28 protein-coding genes and 1 tRNA gene are annotated in these 16,291 nt (G+C 64.1%); 4 read left to right on the top strand and 25 right to left on the bottom strand.

What is annotated here, in order from left to right; all coding sequences use genetic code 11:
• The first annotated feature begins 14 nt into the window (after positions 1–14).
• The gene (locus EP007_RS03880; RefSeq protein ID WP_243700440.1) at positions 15–737 is read left to right on the top strand and encodes a DUF6663 family protein; all 723 of its coding nucleotides are present in this window, start codon (positions 15–17) and stop codon (positions 735–737) included.
• A gap of 43 nt (positions 738–780) precedes the next feature.
• Here the strand turns inward: EP007_RS03880 and EP007_RS03875 are convergent, their stop codons facing one another.
• The 25 genes from EP007_RS03875 to EP007_RS03755 form a co-directional block, all read right to left on the bottom strand.
• Positions 781–1,440, bottom strand: coding sequence for an HAD family hydrolase (locus EP007_RS03875; RefSeq protein WP_128476401.1), 660 nt, complete (start codon positions 1,438–1,440; stop codon positions 781–783).
• 112 nt (positions 1,441–1,552) lie between these two features.
• A complete protein-coding gene (locus EP007_RS03870) occupies positions 1,553–2,029 on the bottom strand; it encodes an uL15m family ribosomal protein (protein WP_128476400.1) in 477 nt (158 codons plus the stop codon).
• 2 nt (positions 2,030–2,031) lie between these two features.
• Positions 2,032–2,496 (bottom strand): 50S ribosomal protein L30, encoded by a 465-nt coding sequence (gene rpmD / locus EP007_RS03865; RefSeq protein WP_128476399.1) that lies wholly within the window; start codon positions 2,494–2,496, stop codon positions 2,032–2,034.
• The gene (locus tag EP007_RS03860) at positions 2,496–3,140 is read right to left on the bottom strand and encodes a 30S ribosomal protein S5 (protein WP_128476398.1); all 645 of its coding nucleotides are present in this window, start codon (positions 3,138–3,140) and stop codon (positions 2,496–2,498) included. The genes rpmD and EP007_RS03860 overlap by 1 nt, the downstream gene beginning before the upstream one ends.
• A gap of 3 nt (positions 3,141–3,143) precedes the next feature.
• Complete coding sequence (locus tag EP007_RS03855; protein ID WP_128476397.1) at positions 3,144–3,695, bottom strand: 50S ribosomal protein L18; 552 nt, start codon at positions 3,693–3,695, stop codon at positions 3,144–3,146.
• Between the two features lie 2 nt (positions 3,696–3,697).
• A complete protein-coding gene (locus tag EP007_RS03850; protein ID WP_128476396.1) occupies positions 3,698–4,138 on the bottom strand; it encodes a 50S ribosomal protein L19e in 441 nt (146 codons plus the stop codon).
• Positions 4,135–4,851 carry a 50S ribosomal protein L32e gene (locus tag EP007_RS03845; protein ID WP_128476395.1) on the bottom strand — a complete coding sequence of 239 codons (717 nt, stop codon included), beginning with the start codon at positions 4,849–4,851 and terminating at the stop codon, positions 4,135–4,137. The genes EP007_RS03850 and EP007_RS03845 overlap by 4 nt, the downstream gene beginning before the upstream one ends.
• A gap of 3 nt (positions 4,852–4,854) precedes the next feature.
• The gene (locus tag EP007_RS03840; RefSeq protein WP_128476394.1) at positions 4,855–5,391 is read right to left on the bottom strand and encodes a 50S ribosomal protein L6; all 537 of its coding nucleotides are present in this window, start codon (positions 5,389–5,391) and stop codon (positions 4,855–4,857) included.
• A 2-nt stretch (positions 5,392–5,393) separates the two neighbouring features.
• Positions 5,394–5,786 carry a 30S ribosomal protein S8 gene (locus EP007_RS03835; protein WP_128476393.1) on the bottom strand — a complete coding sequence of 131 codons (393 nt, stop codon included), beginning with the start codon at positions 5,784–5,786 and terminating at the stop codon, positions 5,394–5,396.
• 2 nt (positions 5,787–5,788) lie between these two features.
• Positions 5,789–5,971, bottom strand: coding sequence for a 30S ribosomal protein S14 (locus EP007_RS03830; protein WP_128476392.1), 183 nt, complete (start codon positions 5,969–5,971; stop codon positions 5,789–5,791).
• Entirely contained in the window at positions 5,968–6,492 is a 525-nt protein-coding gene (locus EP007_RS03825) for a 50S ribosomal protein L5 (protein ID WP_128476391.1), read from the bottom strand. The genes EP007_RS03830 and EP007_RS03825 overlap by 4 nt, the downstream gene beginning before the upstream one ends.
• Positions 6,489–7,190, bottom strand: a complete 702-nt coding sequence (locus tag EP007_RS03820; protein WP_128476390.1) for a 30S ribosomal protein S4e — start codon at positions 7,188–7,190, stop codon at positions 6,489–6,491. The genes EP007_RS03825 and EP007_RS03820 overlap by 4 nt, the downstream gene beginning before the upstream one ends.
• A complete protein-coding gene (gene rplX / locus EP007_RS03815; protein ID WP_128476389.1) occupies positions 7,187–7,543 on the bottom strand; it encodes a 50S ribosomal protein L24 in 357 nt (118 codons plus the stop codon). Before rplX ends, EP007_RS03820 begins: the two co-directional genes overlap by 4 nt.
• Positions 7,540–7,938, bottom strand: a complete 399-nt coding sequence (locus tag EP007_RS03810; RefSeq protein ID WP_128476388.1) for a 50S ribosomal protein L14 — start codon at positions 7,936–7,938, stop codon at positions 7,540–7,542. The genes rplX and EP007_RS03810 overlap by 4 nt, the downstream gene beginning before the upstream one ends.
• On the bottom strand, positions 7,938–8,315 hold the full coding sequence (locus EP007_RS03805) for a 30S ribosomal protein S17 (RefSeq protein ID WP_128476387.1): 378 nt from the start codon (positions 8,313–8,315) through the stop codon (positions 7,938–7,940). Before EP007_RS03805 ends, EP007_RS03810 begins: the two co-directional genes overlap by 1 nt.
• A complete protein-coding gene (locus tag EP007_RS03800; RefSeq protein ID WP_128476386.1) occupies positions 8,300–8,824 on the bottom strand; it encodes a ribonuclease P protein component 1 in 525 nt (174 codons plus the stop codon). The genes EP007_RS03805 and EP007_RS03800 overlap by 16 nt, the downstream gene beginning before the upstream one ends.
• 2 nt (positions 8,825–8,826) lie before the next feature.
• On the bottom strand, positions 8,827–9,039 hold the full coding sequence (gene rpmC / locus EP007_RS03795; protein ID WP_128476385.1) for a 50S ribosomal protein L29: 213 nt from the start codon (positions 9,037–9,039) through the stop codon (positions 8,827–8,829).
• The gene (locus EP007_RS03790) at positions 9,039–9,959 is read right to left on the bottom strand and encodes a 30S ribosomal protein S3 (protein WP_128476384.1); all 921 of its coding nucleotides are present in this window, start codon (positions 9,957–9,959) and stop codon (positions 9,039–9,041) included. Before EP007_RS03790 ends, rpmC begins: the two co-directional genes overlap by 1 nt.
• Positions 9,959–10,420 carry a 50S ribosomal protein L22 gene (locus EP007_RS03785; protein ID WP_128476383.1) on the bottom strand — a complete coding sequence of 154 codons (462 nt, stop codon included), beginning with the start codon at positions 10,418–10,420 and terminating at the stop codon, positions 9,959–9,961. The genes EP007_RS03790 and EP007_RS03785 overlap by 1 nt, the downstream gene beginning before the upstream one ends.
• A 4-nt stretch (positions 10,421–10,424) precedes the next feature.
• Positions 10,425–10,850 (bottom strand): 30S ribosomal protein S19, encoded by a 426-nt coding sequence (locus EP007_RS03780; RefSeq protein ID WP_128476382.1) that lies wholly within the window; start codon positions 10,848–10,850, stop codon positions 10,425–10,427.
• A gap of 3 nt (positions 10,851–10,853) precedes the next feature.
• Positions 10,854–11,573 (bottom strand): 50S ribosomal protein L2, encoded by a 720-nt coding sequence (locus EP007_RS03775; protein WP_128476381.1) that lies wholly within the window; start codon positions 11,571–11,573, stop codon positions 10,854–10,856.
• Positions 11,574–11,575: 2 nt separating this feature from the next.
• A complete protein-coding gene (locus EP007_RS03770) occupies positions 11,576–11,827 on the bottom strand; it encodes a 50S ribosomal protein L23 (protein ID WP_128476380.1) in 252 nt (83 codons plus the stop codon).
• Positions 11,824–12,570, bottom strand: coding sequence for a 50S ribosomal protein L4 (gene rpl4p, locus EP007_RS03765; RefSeq protein WP_128476379.1), 747 nt, complete (start codon positions 12,568–12,570; stop codon positions 11,824–11,826). The genes EP007_RS03770 and rpl4p overlap by 4 nt, the downstream gene beginning before the upstream one ends.
• Positions 12,571–12,573: 3 nt before the next feature.
• Positions 12,574–13,590, bottom strand: coding sequence for a 50S ribosomal protein L3 (locus EP007_RS03760; RefSeq protein ID WP_128476378.1), 1,017 nt, complete (start codon positions 13,588–13,590; stop codon positions 12,574–12,576).
• A gap of 4 nt (positions 13,591–13,594) precedes the next feature.
• On the bottom strand, positions 13,595–14,485 hold the full coding sequence (locus EP007_RS03755; protein ID WP_128476377.1) for a putative RNA uridine N3 methyltransferase: 891 nt from the start codon (positions 14,483–14,485) through the stop codon (positions 13,595–13,597).
• Between the two features lie 212 nt (positions 14,486–14,697).
• Between EP007_RS03755 and EP007_RS03750 the strand changes: the two genes are divergently transcribed.
• The 3 genes from EP007_RS03750 to mch all read left to right on the top strand — a co-directional run bounded on the left by EP007_RS03750 (position 14,698) and on the right by mch (position 16,286).
• Positions 14,698–14,768: transfer RNA gene (locus EP007_RS03750), tRNA-Gly, on the top strand.
• Between the two features lie 122 nt (positions 14,769–14,890).
• A complete protein-coding gene (locus EP007_RS03745; RefSeq protein WP_128476376.1) occupies positions 14,891–15,202 on the top strand; it encodes an MTH1187 family thiamine-binding protein in 312 nt (103 codons plus the stop codon).
• 151 nt (positions 15,203–15,353) lie between these two features.
• On the top strand, positions 15,354–16,286 hold the full coding sequence (gene mch, locus EP007_RS03740) for a methenyltetrahydromethanopterin cyclohydrolase (protein ID WP_128476375.1): 933 nt from the start codon (positions 15,354–15,356) through the stop codon (positions 16,284–16,286).
• Positions 16,287–16,291: the final 5 nt, after the last annotated feature.

Raw genomic sequence — 16,291 nt, 5'->3', positions numbered from 1 at the left:
TCCTACACCGTCGCATGAGCGACGACATCTGGCGCACCGACGACCGGTCCGCGAACGGCGATGGATCGATGGACGACACTCGGACCGCAAGCGACGACGAAAACGGAGACGCGACCGACCACGACGATGCCCGAACGGACGAGGGAGCCACCGGCCCGAAGCGCTATCGCATCCTTGAGGTATCCGACGGGCGACTTCGACTCCTCGACCTCCAGACGTTCGAACCGGTCGTCACCGCCGATTCGGGACACGACGCGCCGGTCTCGGACCTCCGTCCCGGCTACCTCATCGACGCCGACCTCGACTGGTCGAGTCCCGACCCGACCGTCCGGTCTGTGTCGGTTCGCCGTCCGACGCTGTACGTCTTCGCCGACGACATCGACCCCGTGTTCGACGTGGCCCGAGAGACGTGGACCGACGCGCGCGCCGCGGGCGACTTGATGAACAGTCGCGTCACGCGAAACACCGACAACGAGGTCAACGGCGTCCTCTACGTCTTCGCTGAGAGTCCGACTACTGGGACGTTCGAGTCGTTCCGCGACGGCACTCGCCCGGTCGAACCGCTGGTCGATAGAGTGAACGAACAGGAGGGGTCGGCTCCGCGCGAGGTGTTCATCCTCCGGCCCGCCGACGAAGAGTTCGTCGTCGTCACCATCGCGCTTCGGAAGGGCGGCCAGTTCGCCGACACGCTCCGGGAGACGTACGACCGGTCGCGGCCGTCTGAACCGCTGGCGTAGCTACCGCTGGCGCGCCGCTTTCCCGCGAGTGCTGTCGGCTTCCTCAGGCGCTACAGATTCTGTGGAGGTCGTCCAGCGACTCGATGTCCCACGTCGGCCAGACGTTCAGGTCCCAATCTCGACGGTGGGGTCGCCGGATGAACGCCGAGTCGATGCCCGCGTTCTCAGCGGCCCGGATGTCCGACTCGTTGTCGCCGACGAACAGCGCCGAGTCGGCGTCCAAGTCTGACAGCGCCCGGTCGATGTAGTGGGAGTTGGGCTTGCGCCGGTCGAGGCTCTCGATGGTCGCCTCGCGGCCGTACGCCGTCTCGAACAGATGGTCCACATCGAAGTGATCGATGAGGAAATCCACCGTCTCTTGCTGGTTCGAACTGACGATTCCCATCGAGGTGTCGAGGTCGGCCAGCGTGTCCACGTCGTCGTAGGGGGTCTTGCGTCCTTCACGAGCCTCCATCTGCTGGGCGCGCGAGGAGGTGCTGTCGAGGGCTCGCCAGAACCGCTCGGGGTCGAGGTCGTACGTCCTGCAAACTTCACTGACGCGACTCGGTGTCGCGCCTACCGTCATATCGTCTACGTGGTCGGAGTCCGGGTCGGTCACGTCGAACTTCTCGAACGTTCGTAGGGTCGCGTCCCGCAGAACGTCGAAGCTCGTCCGGCCGACGAGGACACCGTCGTTGTCGAAGACGACGGTATCGTAGGTCATACTCCGTATTGAAGAGGTGGCCTCATAAGCGTTTCACTCGATTGTCTCAACGCTGTCGCCACTCAAATCGAAACCGAACACCATCGAAAAATCGAAAACTGCGACTGCGCGACTACTCGTCGTTCGAGTCGTCCGCGTCGTCTTCCTCGCCGCGCTCACTGAGGACGGCGTCGCCGCCCTTCTCCTCGATGAGTTCGACCGCGCTCGCAGAGAAGGCGTCGGCCGTCACTTCGAGTTGGTTGCGCACTTGGCCGTCGCCGAGAACCTTCACGGCGTCGGCGTCCCAGCCGTCCTCGACGATGTCTCGAACGTCGAGACGGTAGCCGAAGTCGGTCTCCTCGGCATCGCCCTCGGCGGCCATCAGGGCCGCGTCCTCGTCGAGCTTCTGGACGGTGATGGTCAGGACCTCGTCCTGAACCTTATCCGGTCGGGAGAAGCCGTGCTTGCCGAGCGGTTCGTAGTTGTGGAATTCGTGTTTGGCGCGACCCGCGCGTCCGCGTCCGCCGCGGTGACCGGCACCGCGCCGGTTCTTGTGACTACCGCCGCCGTGCGTGCGGGAGCCGCGCTGTCGTCGTTTCTTGTCCGTCATGGTTATCGCATCGCCTTCAGGAGCGAGTCGATCTGCTCGGTGTTGTGCTTGCCGAGCTGACCGCCCTCTTTAGTCGGGTGCTTGATTCCGTCGTGACCGCCACGCGGCGGGTGAAGTCGGAGGACCGGGGAGAGACCCTGCTCTCGCAGCGTCGTCTCCTCGTCCAGCAGCGCGCTTGCGAGGTCGCTCACATCGTCGTAGTCGGTGTTGTCGGCGACCCACTCGTCGTCGATGTCGGCGCTTCCCGCTTCGGGTTCGGCGCGCTTCTGAAGTACCGTCTCCAGCACGTCTTGGCTGGGTTCGCCGTAGGCGGTGTAGTCGTTGACCTTTGCGACCATACCGCGGTAGGCGTCGGTGTCCGGGACGAGCGTGCAGTGGTTGACGCGGTGGAGATTCAGCATCTCCAGCGTGTCCTGCGTTTCGCCGGTCATGTCAACTTCACCGCGAATCTGGACGACCGCCTTCATCACTCGGCCACCTCCTCGCTGAAGTCAGTTCGACCGCGCGGGCCGCGGGACTCCGCGGCGTTCTCCAAGGCGTTGTACGTCGCCTTGGCGAGGTTGAGCGTCGTCCGGGTGTTGCCGTGACTCTTGGTCCACGCGTTCTCGACGCCGCCGAGTTCGAGAATCTTGCGGACGGTGTCGGTCGCCGCGAGACCGAGACCGGTCGGGGCCGGAATCAGTTCGACCTCAACGCTGCCAGCCTTGCCCTTCGTCTGGCGGGCCAGCGAGTGGGGCCGTTCGCTTCGGTCCTCCCACGACCCCGCGCCGCGGTTGACCTGAATCATGTTCAGCTTCGCAATGTCGATTGCCTTCTGGATGGCACCGCCGACCTGATCGTCGCGGCCTTCGGCGTAGCCGACGTAGCCGTCTCGGTTGCCGATGGCGACGACACAGCGGAACTTCACGCGCCGACCGGAGTCGGTCATCCGCTGGACCATGTTGATGTCCAGCACTTCGTCTTCGAGTCCCGGCAGCAGCTGATCGACGAGCTCCGACTCCTTCAGCGGGAGTCCGGAGTTGAGGGCGTCCTCCATCGTGTCGATTTCGCCCTCGGCGACTTTGCGGCCGAGACGGGTCTGGGGTTCCCAGCCGTCGTGGTTAGCACACATACGTTAGTCCTCCATGAGGTTCTCTCGCACTTCGTCGAAGTGCGCGGGTAGTTCTGTGGCGTCGAAGTCCCCGCTGTAGAGCGGTTCGTCCAACTGCTCGGCGTACTCGGCGATGTGTTCGCCGCGGTTGCGCGACCAGTCGGCCAGCACGCTGTCGTTGTGGGGGATTTCGAGCCCGGCGTCGATTGCGCCTTCCTGTACTGCGAATACTTTGCCTCCGGGTGTCGCGGTGTTGAGACCGATGTCGAGGACCGCCTCCTCGAGTCCGGCTTCGAGCGCTCGCTTGCCTGCCAGCAGCCCCGTCAGGTACGCGCTGGGGAGATTGCCCGTGGGGGCTTCCCAGCCGTACTCTTCGAGGTCGCCGGAGTACGCGCTCGTAACCGTTTCGTCGCCGTTGGGACCCATCGTGACCAGCTGCGCCCTGACGTGCTTGTTGCTCTTGCGAGCGACCAGCCGGGGCTTGCCCGATTTTAGCAGGCGCAACCTCTGATGGTAGTCAGTCCGGACCTCGCGGCGACGGCGCATCGGCACCGTATATCGTGGTCCTGTTGCCATTGTTAGTAGTTACTCTCGATGTAGTTCAGCAGGTACTGGACGCTACGGAACTCGCCGCCTTTGGACTTGTCGTACAGGTCTCGGTACTGAGACTGCGTGATTTCGCCCTCGGCACGGAGTTCACGGAGCTTCGTTCGCTGCGCGCGAATCTTCTGCTGCCACTGTTCTTTGCCCTGCTGGCGACCGCCCGACTTCCCCTTTCGGGTGCCAGCGCCGGTCTGGTGACCGTAGTCGCGCTTGGCCTTCCGCTTGCGGGCGCGGCCGCGGGAGTTGCCTTTCTTGTCCTTCGCCTTGATCGAGCCGTCCTCGACCAGTTCGCGGATGTCCTCGCGGGTAATCGCCTCCGCGATCGCTCCCTGTGCTTCGGGGTCGAACCAGACGCGGTTCTCGCCAACGTCGAGAACGTCGGACGCGAGTCGCTTCTGTGCGCTCAGGTCGCTCATTCGTCAACCTCCACTTCGACGTAGGTCGGGTTCAGGACGCGAACGCCCTGTTCTTCGGCCTGTTCCTCGATACGCTCGCGCTTGCGAGCGCCGACTTTCGAGGCGATGCGGACTGCTTCCGTGTCGCCATCGACGCCTTCGAGGTCGTCGGTGTTGTGGACGCGGACTTCCTCGAAGCCGCTCGGGTGCTTGCCGCGCACCTCGGTCGGCGTCCGGAAGCCAGCCTGCACCGTGTCGCCTTTGCCCTTGACGCCGCGGCGCTGCTTCGACAGCGCGCCGCGCGGGCGTCGCCACGAGGTCGGCGTCCGCTTTTTCTTGTGGTAGTCTTGCCGGTTGAACTGCGGCTTGCCGACGCGCTTGCGCTGCGTGAGAAGCTCCTCCTCACGGTCGCTGAGGTCGGGGGTCTTATCGACCAGCCCGCGGGGCTGGAGTTCGGTCTCGACCTCCTCGTCGGTCTCGGCGTCTGCCTCGTCCGGTTCGTCCTCTTCGATTTCGGCCTCGGTCTCCTCTTCGACTTCGAGACCGCCAACGTCCGCCTTGATACGGGCGGCGAGGGCGTTCCCGATGCCGTTGACCTCCGCGAGGTCGTCTTGACTCGCGGCCTTCACGTCCTGTACCGACTCGAAGCCCGCGTCGCGGAGCGACTCGGCCTTGCTCGGGCCGACTCCGCTCACGTCTTCGAGCGATTGGGGTTCGTCGTTTTCTTCTGCCATTCGTTAGACACCTCCAGTCTGGGGCTTCTCGGTGATGTAGACGCCGTCTTGGAAGACGCGGGTGTCCTTGTCCTTGACGCGGGTGAGCTGTTCGATGTCCGCGGCCGTCTGGCCTACGTCCTCGATGCTCGGTCCGCTCAGGGTCAGGACCTCGTCGTCCACGCTGACGGTCGTGTCGCCGTGAATATCGGTGGTTCGGGGAGCTTTCTCACCGAGGAAGTTCTCGATGACGACCTCGCCGTTCTCGGCGCGGACCTGCATCGGGAAGTGAGAGTAGAACACCTCCATGGTGTACTCCCAACCCTCGGTCACGCCGTGGAACATGTTGCGAACGTGGCTCTCGAACGTACCCACGGTCGCGTTGGTCTTGGCGTCTTCCTCCTCGCTCTCGATGACTACGGACTCGTCCTCGACGCTTACGGACACGTCGGGGTACCAAAGCCGTCGCGTAACGGCTCCTTCCGGCCCCTCGACGGTGAGTTCGAGGTGGTCCTGCTCCGCAGTCACGTCGTCCGGAATTTCGAGTTCTGTTCGTGCCATTGTTAGTAGACGTACGCGATGACCTGACCACCGACGCCCTCTTCGCGGGCCTCGTAGTGGCTCATGACGCCGTGGCTGGTCGTGACGACGAGTGCCCCGTAGTCGCGGGCGGGGAGGAATCGCTTCTCCCACTTCTCGAAGTCGTCGGACCCGGCCGAGTACCGGGGCTTGACCGCGCCGCACTCGTTGATGGCGCCTTTCAGTTCGACCTCGAACTGACCGGCTTTACCGTCATCGACGAACTCGAAGCCGTCGATGTACCCTCGGTCGTAGAAGACTTCGAGTACGCTGCCGATCTCGTTCGACGCGGGCTGTACTGTGTGGTCCAAATGACCGACGCTCTCGGCGTTGTCGATGCCGGAGAGTGCGTTGGCCAACGGATCGTTTCCTGCCATAGTTATCGGTACTTCTTGAAGCCCATGCTTCGGGCGACTTCGCGGAAACACTGCCGACACAGGTTGATGTCGTACTTGCCGACGAGACCCTGCTTCCGACCGCAGCGCTGGCACTCGTCCGACTGGCCGGTACGCTTGGCGGCGTGTTCTCCGGTCGCTTCGGAGTCTATTTCGCTTTCACTCATCGTTCAACCTCCACGTCGAAGTTCGATTCGATGTACGCGATGGCGTCCTCGGCGTTCAGCTTGTGTGCCGAGGGGAGCGACCGCGTAACCTTGTCGCGCTTGCTGATTCGGTAGCCGGGTCGGACGAGGTTAACCGTCACGTCCAGCCCGTAGATGCCGATGTTCGGGTCGTACTCTTGGCTCGGGAACTCGGTGTGTTCCTCGACGCCGAAGCTGAAGTTCCCCGTGCCGTCGAACTGACGACCCGCGATGTCGGCCAGCGGGAGCGCCTTCTGGAGGAATTCCGTCGCCTCGTCGTCGCGCAGGGTGACCTTCGCACCGATGGGGTCGCCCTGACGGATGCCGAACTCGGGCTTGGTGGACTTGGCCTGCGTCCGCACGCTCTGCTGGCCAGTCACGTCTTCGAGAATGTCCTCGGCGTCCGCGAGCTCGCGGCCGCCTTCGCCGACGCCCATGTGGACGACGACCTTCTCGATGGTCGGCTCGCGCATCTCGTGGAAATCAGCGTCTGCTTCGCTCATTCGTCATCACCCACGAAGTTCTCGTCGATGACCACGACGTACTCTTCGACCGTCTCGAAGGTGCCGTCGTCGTCCGTCTCGACCACGACGTTGTTCGAACCGCTACCGGGCGTCACCTGAATCTCGGTGACCTCGCCGATGTCGCCCGCGTGCGAACCGCGGACAGCGGTCACGAGGCTGCCTTCCTCGTAGGGGAAGTGCGCGACGACCTCGGTGTCGTCGTTGCTGATGACGATGGAGTCCCCGGCGCTGTACTCGTCGTCCTCGACGAGCAGGTTCTGCCCGTCGTGGAGGTTGAGCTGGGTGCGACCGCCCGAGACCTTCGTCTTGTCCTCGATCTTTCCGAGCTTGCTCTCGGCGGCGTCGGCCTCGATGGGAGTCAGCGTGAGCCGACCGCCCTCGTCGGGGAAGACGCGGTAGAACTCTTCGCGCTCGGTGAACGCGATGATGTCGAACATCCCGATAGGTCGGTCCTCGGCGACGTTCTCGTCGCCGTTGACCAGCACGTTGCCCTGATCGAGAGCGTATCGTGCTTCCTTCCGGGAGCCGACGTAGCCCAGCACGTCCCGCAGCAGGATGATGAGGGGCACGCCGTCCTCTCCGTGCGGGCCGGAATCGGCCTTCACGGTGAAGGTTTCGGTCTTGCGCTCGACCGGCCAGGACTTCGGAACTGAGAGTCGCTTCTGGTGTTTCGTCATTCGTTCTCACCTCGGAGGCGCTCCTCGCGCAGGTCGTCTTCGAGGTCGAGGTCGGTGACCTTGAGATTGCTCGCGTCGAGCGGCCGGGGCACTTCTTCGCCGTCGGCCTTCTCGAGAGTCACGTCCTCGACGTGAACGACCGCGTCGCGGAGGTCAACCTTGATGACTTCGCCTTCGTCGCCAGCGAAGTCCCCGCGCATCACCTCGACGGTGTCGCCCGCGTTGACGCGGACACTGCGGGTGTCGAACTCCTCGCGGAGGTCGTCGGCGAGCGTCGCCTTGACCTGCTCGTGTCGCTCGTGGAGCGAGGCGCGCTCGGTCTGGTTTCGTTGTTTGCGTGGTTGCTGAGTCATACTATCATCGTAGCGGTGCTTGCGATGCTTCCGAACCGCTCTGCGACTTCCCGCGCGATGGGACCCTTGATTTCGGTCCCGCGCGGTTCCTCAACGTCGTCGATGATGACGGCCGCGTTGTCTTCGAACTTGACGCGCATGCCGTCGGGACGACGAATCGGCTGGCGCTGGCGAACAACAACCGCTTCCAGCACTTGCCGTCGCATCTCTGGGGTACCCTTCGTGACCGAGACGGTCACTTTGTCACCGATGCCCGCCTTCGGGTGGCGGCTCTTGGCGCCGGAGTAGCCGGAGACGCTGATGAGTTTGACCTCGCGTGCGCCCGTGTTGTCGGCGCAGTTGAGGAGCGAGCCTTTCGAGAGGCCCTGCGTAATGTCGGCTTTGAGCGCTTCCATTATTCTTCGTCCTCCGATTCGTCTTGTTGTTCGGTGCCGCCCGCTCCGAAGCTCCGCGTCGTCTCGAACTGCTCGACGACGACGTGGCTCTTCGTCTTCGAAAGCGGTCGGGTCTCTGCGATACGAACCGTGTCGCCGACTTCCAGTTCCAAGCAGTCCGGGTGGTGTGCCGGGACTCGGGACCGGCGCTTCATGTACCGGTCGTACTTCGGAACCGGAACGTCGTACTCTCGCTCGACGATCACGGTTTTGTCCATGTCTGTGGAAGCAACCTCTCCTTCGAGCGTCTGACCGCGCACGGACAGCGTTCCGTGGAACGGACAGTTCTCGTCGGAGCAGGTTCCTTCCGGCTCTGATACGTTCAGTCCTGTTGCCATTTAGATTCACCTGCGTTTTCGGTGCGTAGTTCGGGTCGTGAGAGCAGCCGCGCGCCATCCACCGTAACGTAGGCCACGCCCTCGCCACCGTCGGCGTTCGGCCGACGAGCCTCCGAGCGCCCTCCGGAGGTGCAGTCGGCCGAACGCCGACTGCCCCCCGAACGTGGTTCGGAGACAGCACCGGACTGACCGGAGGCAACTCCGGCAGTTTCCGATGCAAGTTTGGACGCGGTCCCCGACCCCTTCGCGGCATCGTCGCGCGAGGCGCGACGAGGTCCCGAGCGCGTCTCGGAACGGTCGGCGGATTCATCTGTAAGCGCGAACTCGAATGTCGAGCCCTCTTTCGGCACCTGCCGCACCCGAGAGGCGGACGCGACGCTCAACGTGCCCTGCGTCTCGGCGACGACCCGGCCCTCGATTCCCACGAGGTCCGGGTTCGGCGCGTCGGCGACGCGGACGTGAAGTCCGTTGAGTTCGTGTCGCGTCAGGTTCTCGGGTGTAAGTGGCATGATTATTCGTCGCTCAGGTCGCCTTCCTCGCGCTGGATCGTCTTGATCTGCGCGATGGTCCGGCGAAGCTGCTGGAATCGGCCGGGGTCCTCCGGTGCGCCACCGGCGGCCTTCACGGCCTTCTCGTTGAGGAGTTCGGTTTCGAGGTCTTCCAGCTCCGACTCACGCTCTGCGGGAGTCATGTCGCGGATTTCCTCGATATGAAGGATGGCCATTATTCGTCACCCTCCTCGTCTTCCATCTCGTCCATGAGGTCCTCTGCTTCCTGCTCGACTTCCTCTTCGAGCTCGTCGAGTTCCTCTTCGACCGAGTTCTCGGTTTCGGTCTCGTCGGCCGACTCCTCGCTGGTCTCGTCCTCGATTACCTCTTCGACGACTTCCTCGTCAAGCTCCTCTTCGGCGGGTTCGGCGGGAACCTCGTCCGCGTCCTCCTCCTCACGAAGCTCTTCGAGTTCCTCGTCGGTCGGCTCTTCGAGAAGTTCCTCGACGCCAGCCTGCTCGTTGGCCTCGACGGCCTCGGGGACGATCTCTTCGGGACTCGCGTCTTCCTGAATCTCGAAGTCGTCGGGGAGCTTGGCGTTCGGCGGGATGATTTTCACGTCCACGCCGATGGTGCCGAGCTTCAGGACGGCGACGCCCTGCCCGTGGTCAACGATGTCCTCGGCGGGTTCACCGTTGTGCTTGATGTACCCACGGTTGAACTTCTCGACGCGCGAGCGCGCACCGGTAACTTTCCCGGAGAGGACGATTTCGGCACCGAGCGCACCGGCGTCCATGATGCGGTCGATGGTGGTGTGTCCGGCCTTCCGGAAGTACCAACCGCGTTCGAGCGCGTTGGCGAGTCGGTCCGCGACGATTCGGGCGTTGAGGTCCGGCTCGTCCACTTCCTGCACGTCGATCTGCGGGTCTTCGAGGTCGAACCGCTCTTCGAGCTGCGTGGTAATCTTCCGGATGTTCTTCCCGCCCTTGCCGATGACCATACCGGGCTTCTCGGCCTTGAGAACGATTTGGGTCCCCATCGGGGTCTTGGCGACATCCATGCCGCCGTAACCCGCACGGCCGAGTTCTTCGCCGAAGAACTCGTCGATCTGGGACCGCTGAAGTCCGTCGTGAATGAACTGCTGTTCGTCTGCCATTATTCTTGCACCTCTTTGAGTACGAGTTCCACGTCTACCTCGGGCGTGTTCCACGCGCTCGCCCGCCCCATCGCTCGGGGCTTGCGGCCCTGCACTTCGCCGATCTTGTGGGCGGCGACGTGCATGATTTCCATCGACTCGCCGTCGAAGCCCTGCTGGTCGGCGTTGTTGACGACGTTCTCGATGAGGGTCAGGAAGGCCTCACTGGCCTTCTCGGGGTAGCGACCGGCGTCCCAGCCGTCGATGTCGCTACGGTGGCCGACGCCGCTGTTGTGTTGCTTGAACGGCACCGACCGCTCGCCGTCGATGACCGCTTGGAGGTACTCTCGGGCGTCCTCCACGGTCTTGCCCTTGATTTCGCGGGCGATGGCTTTGCTGTGCTTGTGGCTCATGTGCCGCTCCCGGAGCATCCCCTTGGCGGTGGTGTCCGGGTCGGTCTCGACGCTGTAACTGATTCCCATGGTATCACTTGAGTGGCACGAACTTCGAGGAGCGGGTCGCGCCGATACCGGCCTGTCCGTGTTCGACCGATTTCCGCGTCAGCTGGAACTCGCCGAGGTAGTGGCCCAGCATCTCCGGCTCGACGTACACTCGCTCGAAGCTCTGACCGGTGTACACCGAGAACGTCTTCCCGACGAATTCGGGGAGAATCGGCATGTTCCGGAGGTGTGTCCGAATCGGGTCGTTCGCCGAGCCGTCTTCGGTGGCCTCGCGGGCCTCTTCGATAAGCTTCTCCTGCTCGGTGGACAGACCGCGCTCGATGGTTCGCCGCTGGCGTGCGGGAAGCAGTTCCGCGACTTCCTCAAGACTCATGTCCTGCAGGTCGTCGAGGTCGTAACCGCGGAAGGTGAACTCACCTTCGCGGCCGGTTCGGTATTCGCCTTCACTCATGGCTTAGTTACCTCCTCGTCCCGTTCGCCGGGACGAGATGTCCCCGACCTTCCGTCCGGGCGGAGCGTTCCGCGAGACGGACTTCGGCTTGCCGGGGTGCTGGCGGCCACCGCCACCGAACGGGTGATCGACGGCGTTCATCGCAACGCCGCGGACGTTCGGCCACTTGGTGCCGCGCGCTTTCATCTTGTGGTGCTTGTTTCCTGCCTTCACCATCGGCTTCTCCGTTCGGCCGCCACCTGCGACCACGCCGATGGTCGCCCGACAATCGGGCGAGAGACGCTTGACCTCGCCGCTCGGAAGCTCGACGACCGCGGCGTCGCGGTCGTGCGTGACGAGGTTCGCGCTCACGCCGGAGGCGCGAGCGAACTTGCCGCCGTCGCCGGGCTGGCGCTCGACGTTACAGACCGGGACTCCTTCCGGAATCTCGGCCAGCGGCATGGTGTTTCCTTGTTTGATCTCGGCGCTGACGCCGACCTGAATGGTCTCGCCGACGCCGACGCCCTCGGGCACGAGGATGAGACGCTGGTCGCCGTCCTCGAACTCGACGGCCGCCACCGGTGCGCTCCGGGCCGGGTCGTGTTCGATGTCCACGACGGTGCCGGAGACGGTGTCGACCTCTTCGGGCTTCTTGTGCGTGAGGTCCGCTTTGTACTGGTGCGACGGGGCGCGGAACGTCGGCGTCCCGCGACCGCGTCGTTGTCCTTGGATTCGTCGTCCCATGTTCAGAACACCCCGATTCGGGAGGCGACTTCCTGCGCGTCGTCGTCCTCCGAAAGCGTCACCGTGGCCTTCTTGTCGCCGTTCATGGTGACTTGCGTGTTGATCTTCTCGATGGTGACTTCGTACTGCTCCTGAATCTCCTCGCGGATCTCGGGCTTCTCGGCGTCGAGGTCCACGATGAACTGAAGCTTGTTGTCGAAGTCCATCTGATTCATTGCCTTCTCAGTGACCCACGGGTACTCGATGACGCTCATCGGTCGGCCACCTCCTCGACCGCGCTCTCGGTCCACACGGTGAGTCGGCCGGGATGCGTGCCGGGCGCGAGATCCTCTGCGTTGAGTTCTCGGGCCGTGGCAACGTCGGCACCCGCGAGGTTGCGGGCGGCCTTCGAGGGTTCCTCACTGGTCACGAACAGGACCGACTTGGGCGTCTTGTACTTACGCCCACGCGTGGTCCCGCGACCCGCTCGGATCGACTTGTTCTCCTCTGCGCGCTCGATATCGGCGTCCGCGCCGATGGCTTCGAGGAACGAGACGACCTCCTTGGTCTTCACGAGGTCCTCGAAGTCGTCGCTGACGACGAGCGGCAGTTCGAGGTCGTCGTCGAACTGGTGGCCGCGCTCGGCCACGGTGTCGGCGTCGGTCGTCGCCGCGATGGCGCTCCGAATCGCCTTCTTTCGCTCTTTCGTGTTGATGTCGAGCGAGCGGTCCTTCTCTTCTTTCGGCGGGTGGGCCTTGCGACCACCGACGGTCTGGGGCACTCGTGCGCCCTGTCCGTTCGTTTGGGGGACGTGGGCCATCCCGCGACCACTGCCGGGCGACTCCGCCGAGGTTCGCATCCCGGCGTAGTCGTCCGCGCCGTAGTCCTGCTTGCGGTTTGCCTGCGCGGCGAGGACGGCGCGTTTGATGAGGTCCGGCCGGACAGTCTTCGAGAAGACATCCGGCAGGTCGAGCGTGCCGTCTTCCTCGCCGTCGAGGTTTCGTACTGTTGCTTGCATACTTTATCCCTGATTGGATTCGGTGCTTACGTACCGTACCTCGGGGTCGAGGCGCGGCTGGTCTTTCGGCCGGATGGCCGGGCGGAAACGCAGGAGGCGCTTGTCCGGACCGGGGACCGAGCCTTTGACCAGCGCGTAGGAACCATCGACTTCGCCGTAGTTGACGAAGCCGCCGTCAACGTTGATGTCGTCGTCCTCACCGATGTCGATGAGGCGCTTGTTGAGTTCAGTACGCTGGTGGTAGCCGGTCTGGCCCTGCTGGGGCACCGTCGAGCGGACGCGCGAGGGGTTCCACGGACCGAGGTTGCCGATCCGTCGTCGCCATCCCTGACGGGCGTGCTTGCCCTTCCGCTTCTGGACGCCCCATCGCTTGACGGGACCCTGCGTGCCTTTACCTTTCGTCACACCGCTGACGTCGGTGTACTCGCCTGCGCGGAACACGTCGTTCATGGCGTGTTCCCCGCCGTCTTCGAGGAGGTCCAACGCGAAGTCGGCGCGGTCGCTGAGCGACCCGCCACCGACGCGACTCTCCATCACGTCGGGCTTTTTCTTCGGAATGCTTGGCACCTCTTCGGGAACGGTGTGGGTGACGACACGAAGGTCGGAAACGTCGCCGTTGTCGAGCGCCTCGCGGAGCTCTGACTCGGCGGCGTCGATATCGTGGTCCTCCGGCACGTCGAGCGTGCGAGAGAGGTCGTCGTGGAAGTCGTCGCCCCACACTTCCGTCAGCGGCTTTTTGCCGTACGGCGTGTCTTCGTAGGCTCGCAGAGCAACCGCCCGCATCGGCGGCGTCTCCACGATAGTGACGGGAACGGTCTCCTCCATCCCTTCTCGCGGGGAGTTGGATTCGTCGTTCACCATCACCACGTGGGTCATGCCTGCCTTGTAACCCGCGAAGCCTTGGAGAGACGGGTTGCCGTCTCCGTCGGGCCACGAGTTGAAGCGCGGTACCTCACTGGCCGCGCGCTGGCGGGGGCCGAACCCTAGCGAACCTTTACGTGGTCTGCTTGTTTCTGGCATCGTATCACTTCTCTTTGAGGTTCAGACAGGCAAGGGAGGCGAACATCGCTTCTTCAGTTCGCACGACCTTGCTGCCTTGATTCGGAACCGCGTTGACCCAGAGGTCAAACCGGCCGGGTGCGCCCGATTCGACTCCGGACTCCGCGTCCGCCTCGTCCTCCCCGTCGTCGCCGGGCCGCGCGTCGGCCAGCGTTTCGGTGGGGAGGTCGAGTATCTCCGGCAAGCCGCGACCCGGTGCGCCGAACGCGACAGTCATACCGTCGCGTTCGATACGGCCGACCACATCGGTCAGCCGCCGAGTCGTCAATTCGACCCCGTGGCGGGACGTTGCGATTCGAACGCCCGCGTCGTCGCGGTCGAGCGCCGCCGGAAGGTCCGTGCGCATCACCGACCAGCCCGAAAGGGGCTCGTCTACGAGCTTCGCACGGACCGGACTTCGCGAAGAGATCCTGACGGTTACGCGCTCCCGCTCGCCGACCTCCATTTCTGGCGGCACGACGAGCGAGATCGGGTGTTGCAGTCCGCAATTGACCCGAACGCGCCCTTCAGGTCCGACCTCGGTCACGATTCCCTGTCTTAACGACCCCGAACCCTCGGATTCGGAGCCGGTCTGTGACGGAGCGCGGAGCGGCGGTAGGATGCCCGCGTACTCCAGTTCGTCCCGCTTACCGAATACCTCTTTTCGGAGGTAGGGCGGCGTCGCGGCGTAGTTCAGCACGGTGCTTACGAACCCGCCACCCCATTTTTCCTCCCCCTCAGGGTCGGGAAAGACCCCGAGGCGGTCGGCCCGGAACACCGTCGCCGCGCGGGCGACGTAACCGATTTTGCGAGTCGCCTCGCGCTTGTCTTCGGCTTCCCGGACGAGGGATGACGGAACGAGTAGGCTGACGGTCATACCGTGACGCTTCGACGCCCCGTCACTAGACTGTAGCGAATCGTACCGGCTTGGTTCGTAAAAGGGTGCCGCTTTGGTTCTATCTGTGCGGCCGCGTCACAAAGCTCGTAGCGCCAGAAATCGGTCCTTGATTCGTGTCACCGCCCCCCGATTCTACTTCGATTCGCAAGCCTTATTTGTTACCCGGCATTACGTAGAAATGCACTCGCAGGGCGCTGGTAGTGTAGTGGTATCACGTGACCTTGCCATGGTCGCAACCGGGGTTCAAATCCCCGCCGGCGCACTTTTCCAAACGCTACTTCCCACGGAGTTGTAACTCTACGTTACGTCGTCGCGTCGCATTTTGTCACGACGACCGATGAGGACCAAACGGCAAAGAGGCCGCCGCCCGTTCGTCCATCCGCTATGGCCGTAATCGCACTCCTGAGCGTCGCACCGGTCGTCGAGGAAAGCATGGCCGAGGAAGTGGCCAAGGCCGTCGCCGCGCTCGACGACTTCGACGTGTCCTACGAGACCAACCCGATGGGGACCGTCATCGAGACCGATTCGGTGGATGAACTGTTTGCGGCCGCCCAAGCCGCCCACGAGGCGGTGGACGGCGACCGCGTGAGTACGGTCCTGAAAATAGACGACAAGCGCACGCGCGAGCAACGCGCGCACGAGAAAGTAGATGCGGTCGAGGACGCGCTCGGCCGAGAGGCGAAACGGGAACGGTAGTCCCGGAGCCGAGCGTTTTCTCACCTCTCCCGCCGGAAGTTCATGCTGCGTGGCCGTCACCGAGTCGGAATCGGACGGTCCGAAGTTGTCGAAACCGTCGAACCCACACCGACTGATAAACGGTTTACGGGGTGACGCCCAATCGGCGCACATGGACAGTCTCAATCGGAACGCGTTGGAACTCGCCGACGAAGCCCTCGATTTCGCCGAAGAGTTGGACATCGGCGCGCGCGAACTCGACAACGGAGCCACGGTACTGGACTTCGGCCACGAGTTCGACGGCGGCGTCGAGGCCGGACTCCTGCTTGCGGAGATGCAGACCGCGGGACTCGCAACGGTACAGACCCGGATGGACGAGGTCGCTGGCGCGCCCTTCCAGTACGTCGAGTTGACCAGCGACCACCCCGCGCTGGCCCTGCTCTGCTCGCAGAAGGCCGGGTGGGAGCTCACGACCGAGGACTTCGAGGGTCTCGGGAGCGGCCCGGCCCGCGCGCTCGTCGCGGAGGAAGACGAGTTCGCGCGTGTGGGCTACGAGGACGTGTCGGACTTCGCGGTGCTGGCCGTCGAGAGCGACGACTACCCCACCGCGTCGGCCGCCGAGCAGGTCGCGGACCTGACCGGCGTCGAGACGACCAGCGTCTTTCTCGCGTCGGTTCCGACCGCCAGCCTCGCCGGGAGCGTCGGCATCGCCTCGCGCGCGGCCGAGATGGCCGTCTTCCGACTCTCGGAACTCGGCTACGACCCCCTCGATGTGGTGAGCGCCACCGGGTCGGCCCCAGTCGCGCCCGTGGCGGGCGACGAGGAGACCGCCATCGCGCGGACGAACGACGCGCTGGCCTACGGCGGCGAAGTTCACATGACCGTCCGCGAGGAGTTCGACCGCTTCGACGAAATCGTCTCGACCGCGAACGACGAGTACGGCACCCACTTCGCGGAAATCTTCGAATCTGTCGATTGGGACTTCTACGATGTCGCGGAGGGCGTCTTCGCGCCCGCCCGCGCGACGGTGGACGTAATCGGCGGCGACACCTACGTCGTCGGCGAGCGCGACGAAGACCTGCTGGCCGAGAGCTTCGGCATCTGAGTCGG

It is taken from the genome of Halorussus pelagicus (assembly GCF_004087835.1).
Classification (GTDB): Archaea; Halobacteriota; Halobacteria; order Halobacteriales; family Haladaptataceae; genus Halorussus; species Halorussus pelagicus.
Note: the sequence above shows the minus strand (reverse complement) of the source record. Positions and strands in the feature narration are given on the sequence as shown.

Bases quoted from the DNA above. Each gene is read 5' to 3' on its own strand.
- rpl4p (WP_128476379.1), bottom strand. From the start codon at position 12,570: ATGCAAGCAACAGTACGAAACCTCGACGGCGAGGAAGACGGCACGCTC.
- EP007_RS03875 (WP_128476401.1), bottom strand. From the start codon at position 1,440: ATGACCTACGATACCGTCGTCTTCGACAACGACGGTGTCCTCGTCGGC.
- rpmD (WP_128476399.1), bottom strand. From the start codon at position 2,496: ATGAAGGCGGTCGTCCAGATTCGCGGTGAAGTTGACATGACCGGCGAA.
- EP007_RS03775 (WP_128476381.1), bottom strand. From the start codon at position 11,573: ATGGGACGACGAATCCAAGGACAACGACGCGGTCGCGGGACGCCGACG.
- rplX (WP_128476389.1), bottom strand. From the start codon at position 7,543: ATGACTCAGCAACCACGCAAACAACGAAACCAGACCGAGCGCGCCTCG.
- EP007_RS03870 (WP_128476400.1), bottom strand. From the start codon at position 2,029: ATGACGGACAAGAAACGACGACAGCGCGGCTCCCGCACGCACGGCGGC.
- EP007_RS03830 (WP_128476392.1), bottom strand. From the start codon at position 5,971: ATGAGTGAAAGCGAAATAGACTCCGAAGCGACCGGAGAACACGCCGCC.
- EP007_RS03850 (WP_128476396.1), bottom strand. From the start codon at position 4,138: ATGAGCGACCTGAGCGCACAGAAGCGACTCGCGTCCGACGTTCTCGAC.
- EP007_RS03760 (WP_128476378.1), bottom strand. From the start codon at position 13,590: ATGCCAGAAACAAGCAGACCACGTAAAGGTTCGCTAGGGTTCGGCCCC.
- EP007_RS03805 (WP_128476387.1), bottom strand. From the start codon at position 8,315: ATGGCAACAGGACTGAACGTATCAGAGCCGGAAGGAACCTGCTCCGAC.
- EP007_RS03810 (WP_128476388.1), bottom strand. From the start codon at position 7,938: ATGGAAGCGCTCAAAGCCGACATTACGCAGGGCCTCTCGAAAGGCTCG.
- EP007_RS03770 (WP_128476380.1), bottom strand. From the start codon at position 11,827: ATGAGCGTCATCGAGTACCCGTGGGTCACTGAGAAGGCAATGAATCAG.
- EP007_RS03755 (WP_128476377.1), bottom strand. From the start codon at position 14,485: ATGACCGTCAGCCTACTCGTTCCGTCATCCCTCGTCCGGGAAGCCGAA.
- EP007_RS03840 (WP_128476394.1), bottom strand. From the start codon at position 5,391: ATGGCACGAACAGAACTCGAAATTCCGGACGACGTGACTGCGGAGCAG.
- EP007_RS03855 (WP_128476397.1), bottom strand. From the start codon at position 3,695: ATGGCAACAGGACCACGATATACGGTGCCGATGCGCCGTCGCCGCGAG.
- EP007_RS03860 (WP_128476398.1), bottom strand. From the start codon at position 3,140: ATGTGTGCTAACCACGACGGCTGGGAACCCCAGACCCGTCTCGGCCGC.
- rpmC (WP_128476385.1), bottom strand. From the start codon at position 9,039: ATGGCCATCCTTCATATCGAGGAAATCCGCGACATGACTCCCGCAGAG.
- EP007_RS03745 (WP_128476376.1), top strand. From the start codon at position 14,891: ATGGCCGTAATCGCACTCCTGAGCGTCGCACCGGTCGTCGAGGAAAGC.
- EP007_RS03790 (WP_128476384.1), bottom strand. From the start codon at position 9,959: ATGGCAGACGAACAGCAGTTCATTCACGACGGACTTCAGCGGTCCCAG.
- EP007_RS03880 (WP_243700440.1), top strand. From the start codon at position 15: ATGAGCGACGACATCTGGCGCACCGACGACCGGTCCGCGAACGGCGAT.
- EP007_RS03820 (WP_128476390.1), bottom strand. From the start codon at position 7,190: ATGACGAAACACCAGAAGCGACTCTCAGTTCCGAAGTCCTGGCCGGTC.
- mch (WP_128476375.1), top strand. From the start codon at position 15,354: ATGGACAGTCTCAATCGGAACGCGTTGGAACTCGCCGACGAAGCCCTC.
- EP007_RS03825 (WP_128476391.1), bottom strand. From the start codon at position 6,492: ATGAGCGAAGCAGACGCTGATTTCCACGAGATGCGCGAGCCGACCATC.
- EP007_RS03780 (WP_128476382.1), bottom strand. From the start codon at position 10,850: ATGAGTGAAGGCGAATACCGAACCGGCCGCGAAGGTGAGTTCACCTTC.
- EP007_RS03845 (WP_128476395.1), bottom strand. From the start codon at position 4,851: ATGGCAGAAGAAAACGACGAACCCCAATCGCTCGAAGACGTGAGCGGA.
- EP007_RS03800 (WP_128476386.1), bottom strand. From the start codon at position 8,824: ATGCCACTTACACCCGAGAACCTGACGCGACACGAACTCAACGGACTT.
- EP007_RS03835 (WP_128476393.1), bottom strand. From the start codon at position 5,786: ATGGCAGGAAACGATCCGTTGGCCAACGCACTCTCCGGCATCGACAAC.
- EP007_RS03785 (WP_128476383.1), bottom strand. From the start codon at position 10,420: ATGGGAATCAGTTACAGCGTCGAGACCGACCCGGACACCACCGCCAAG.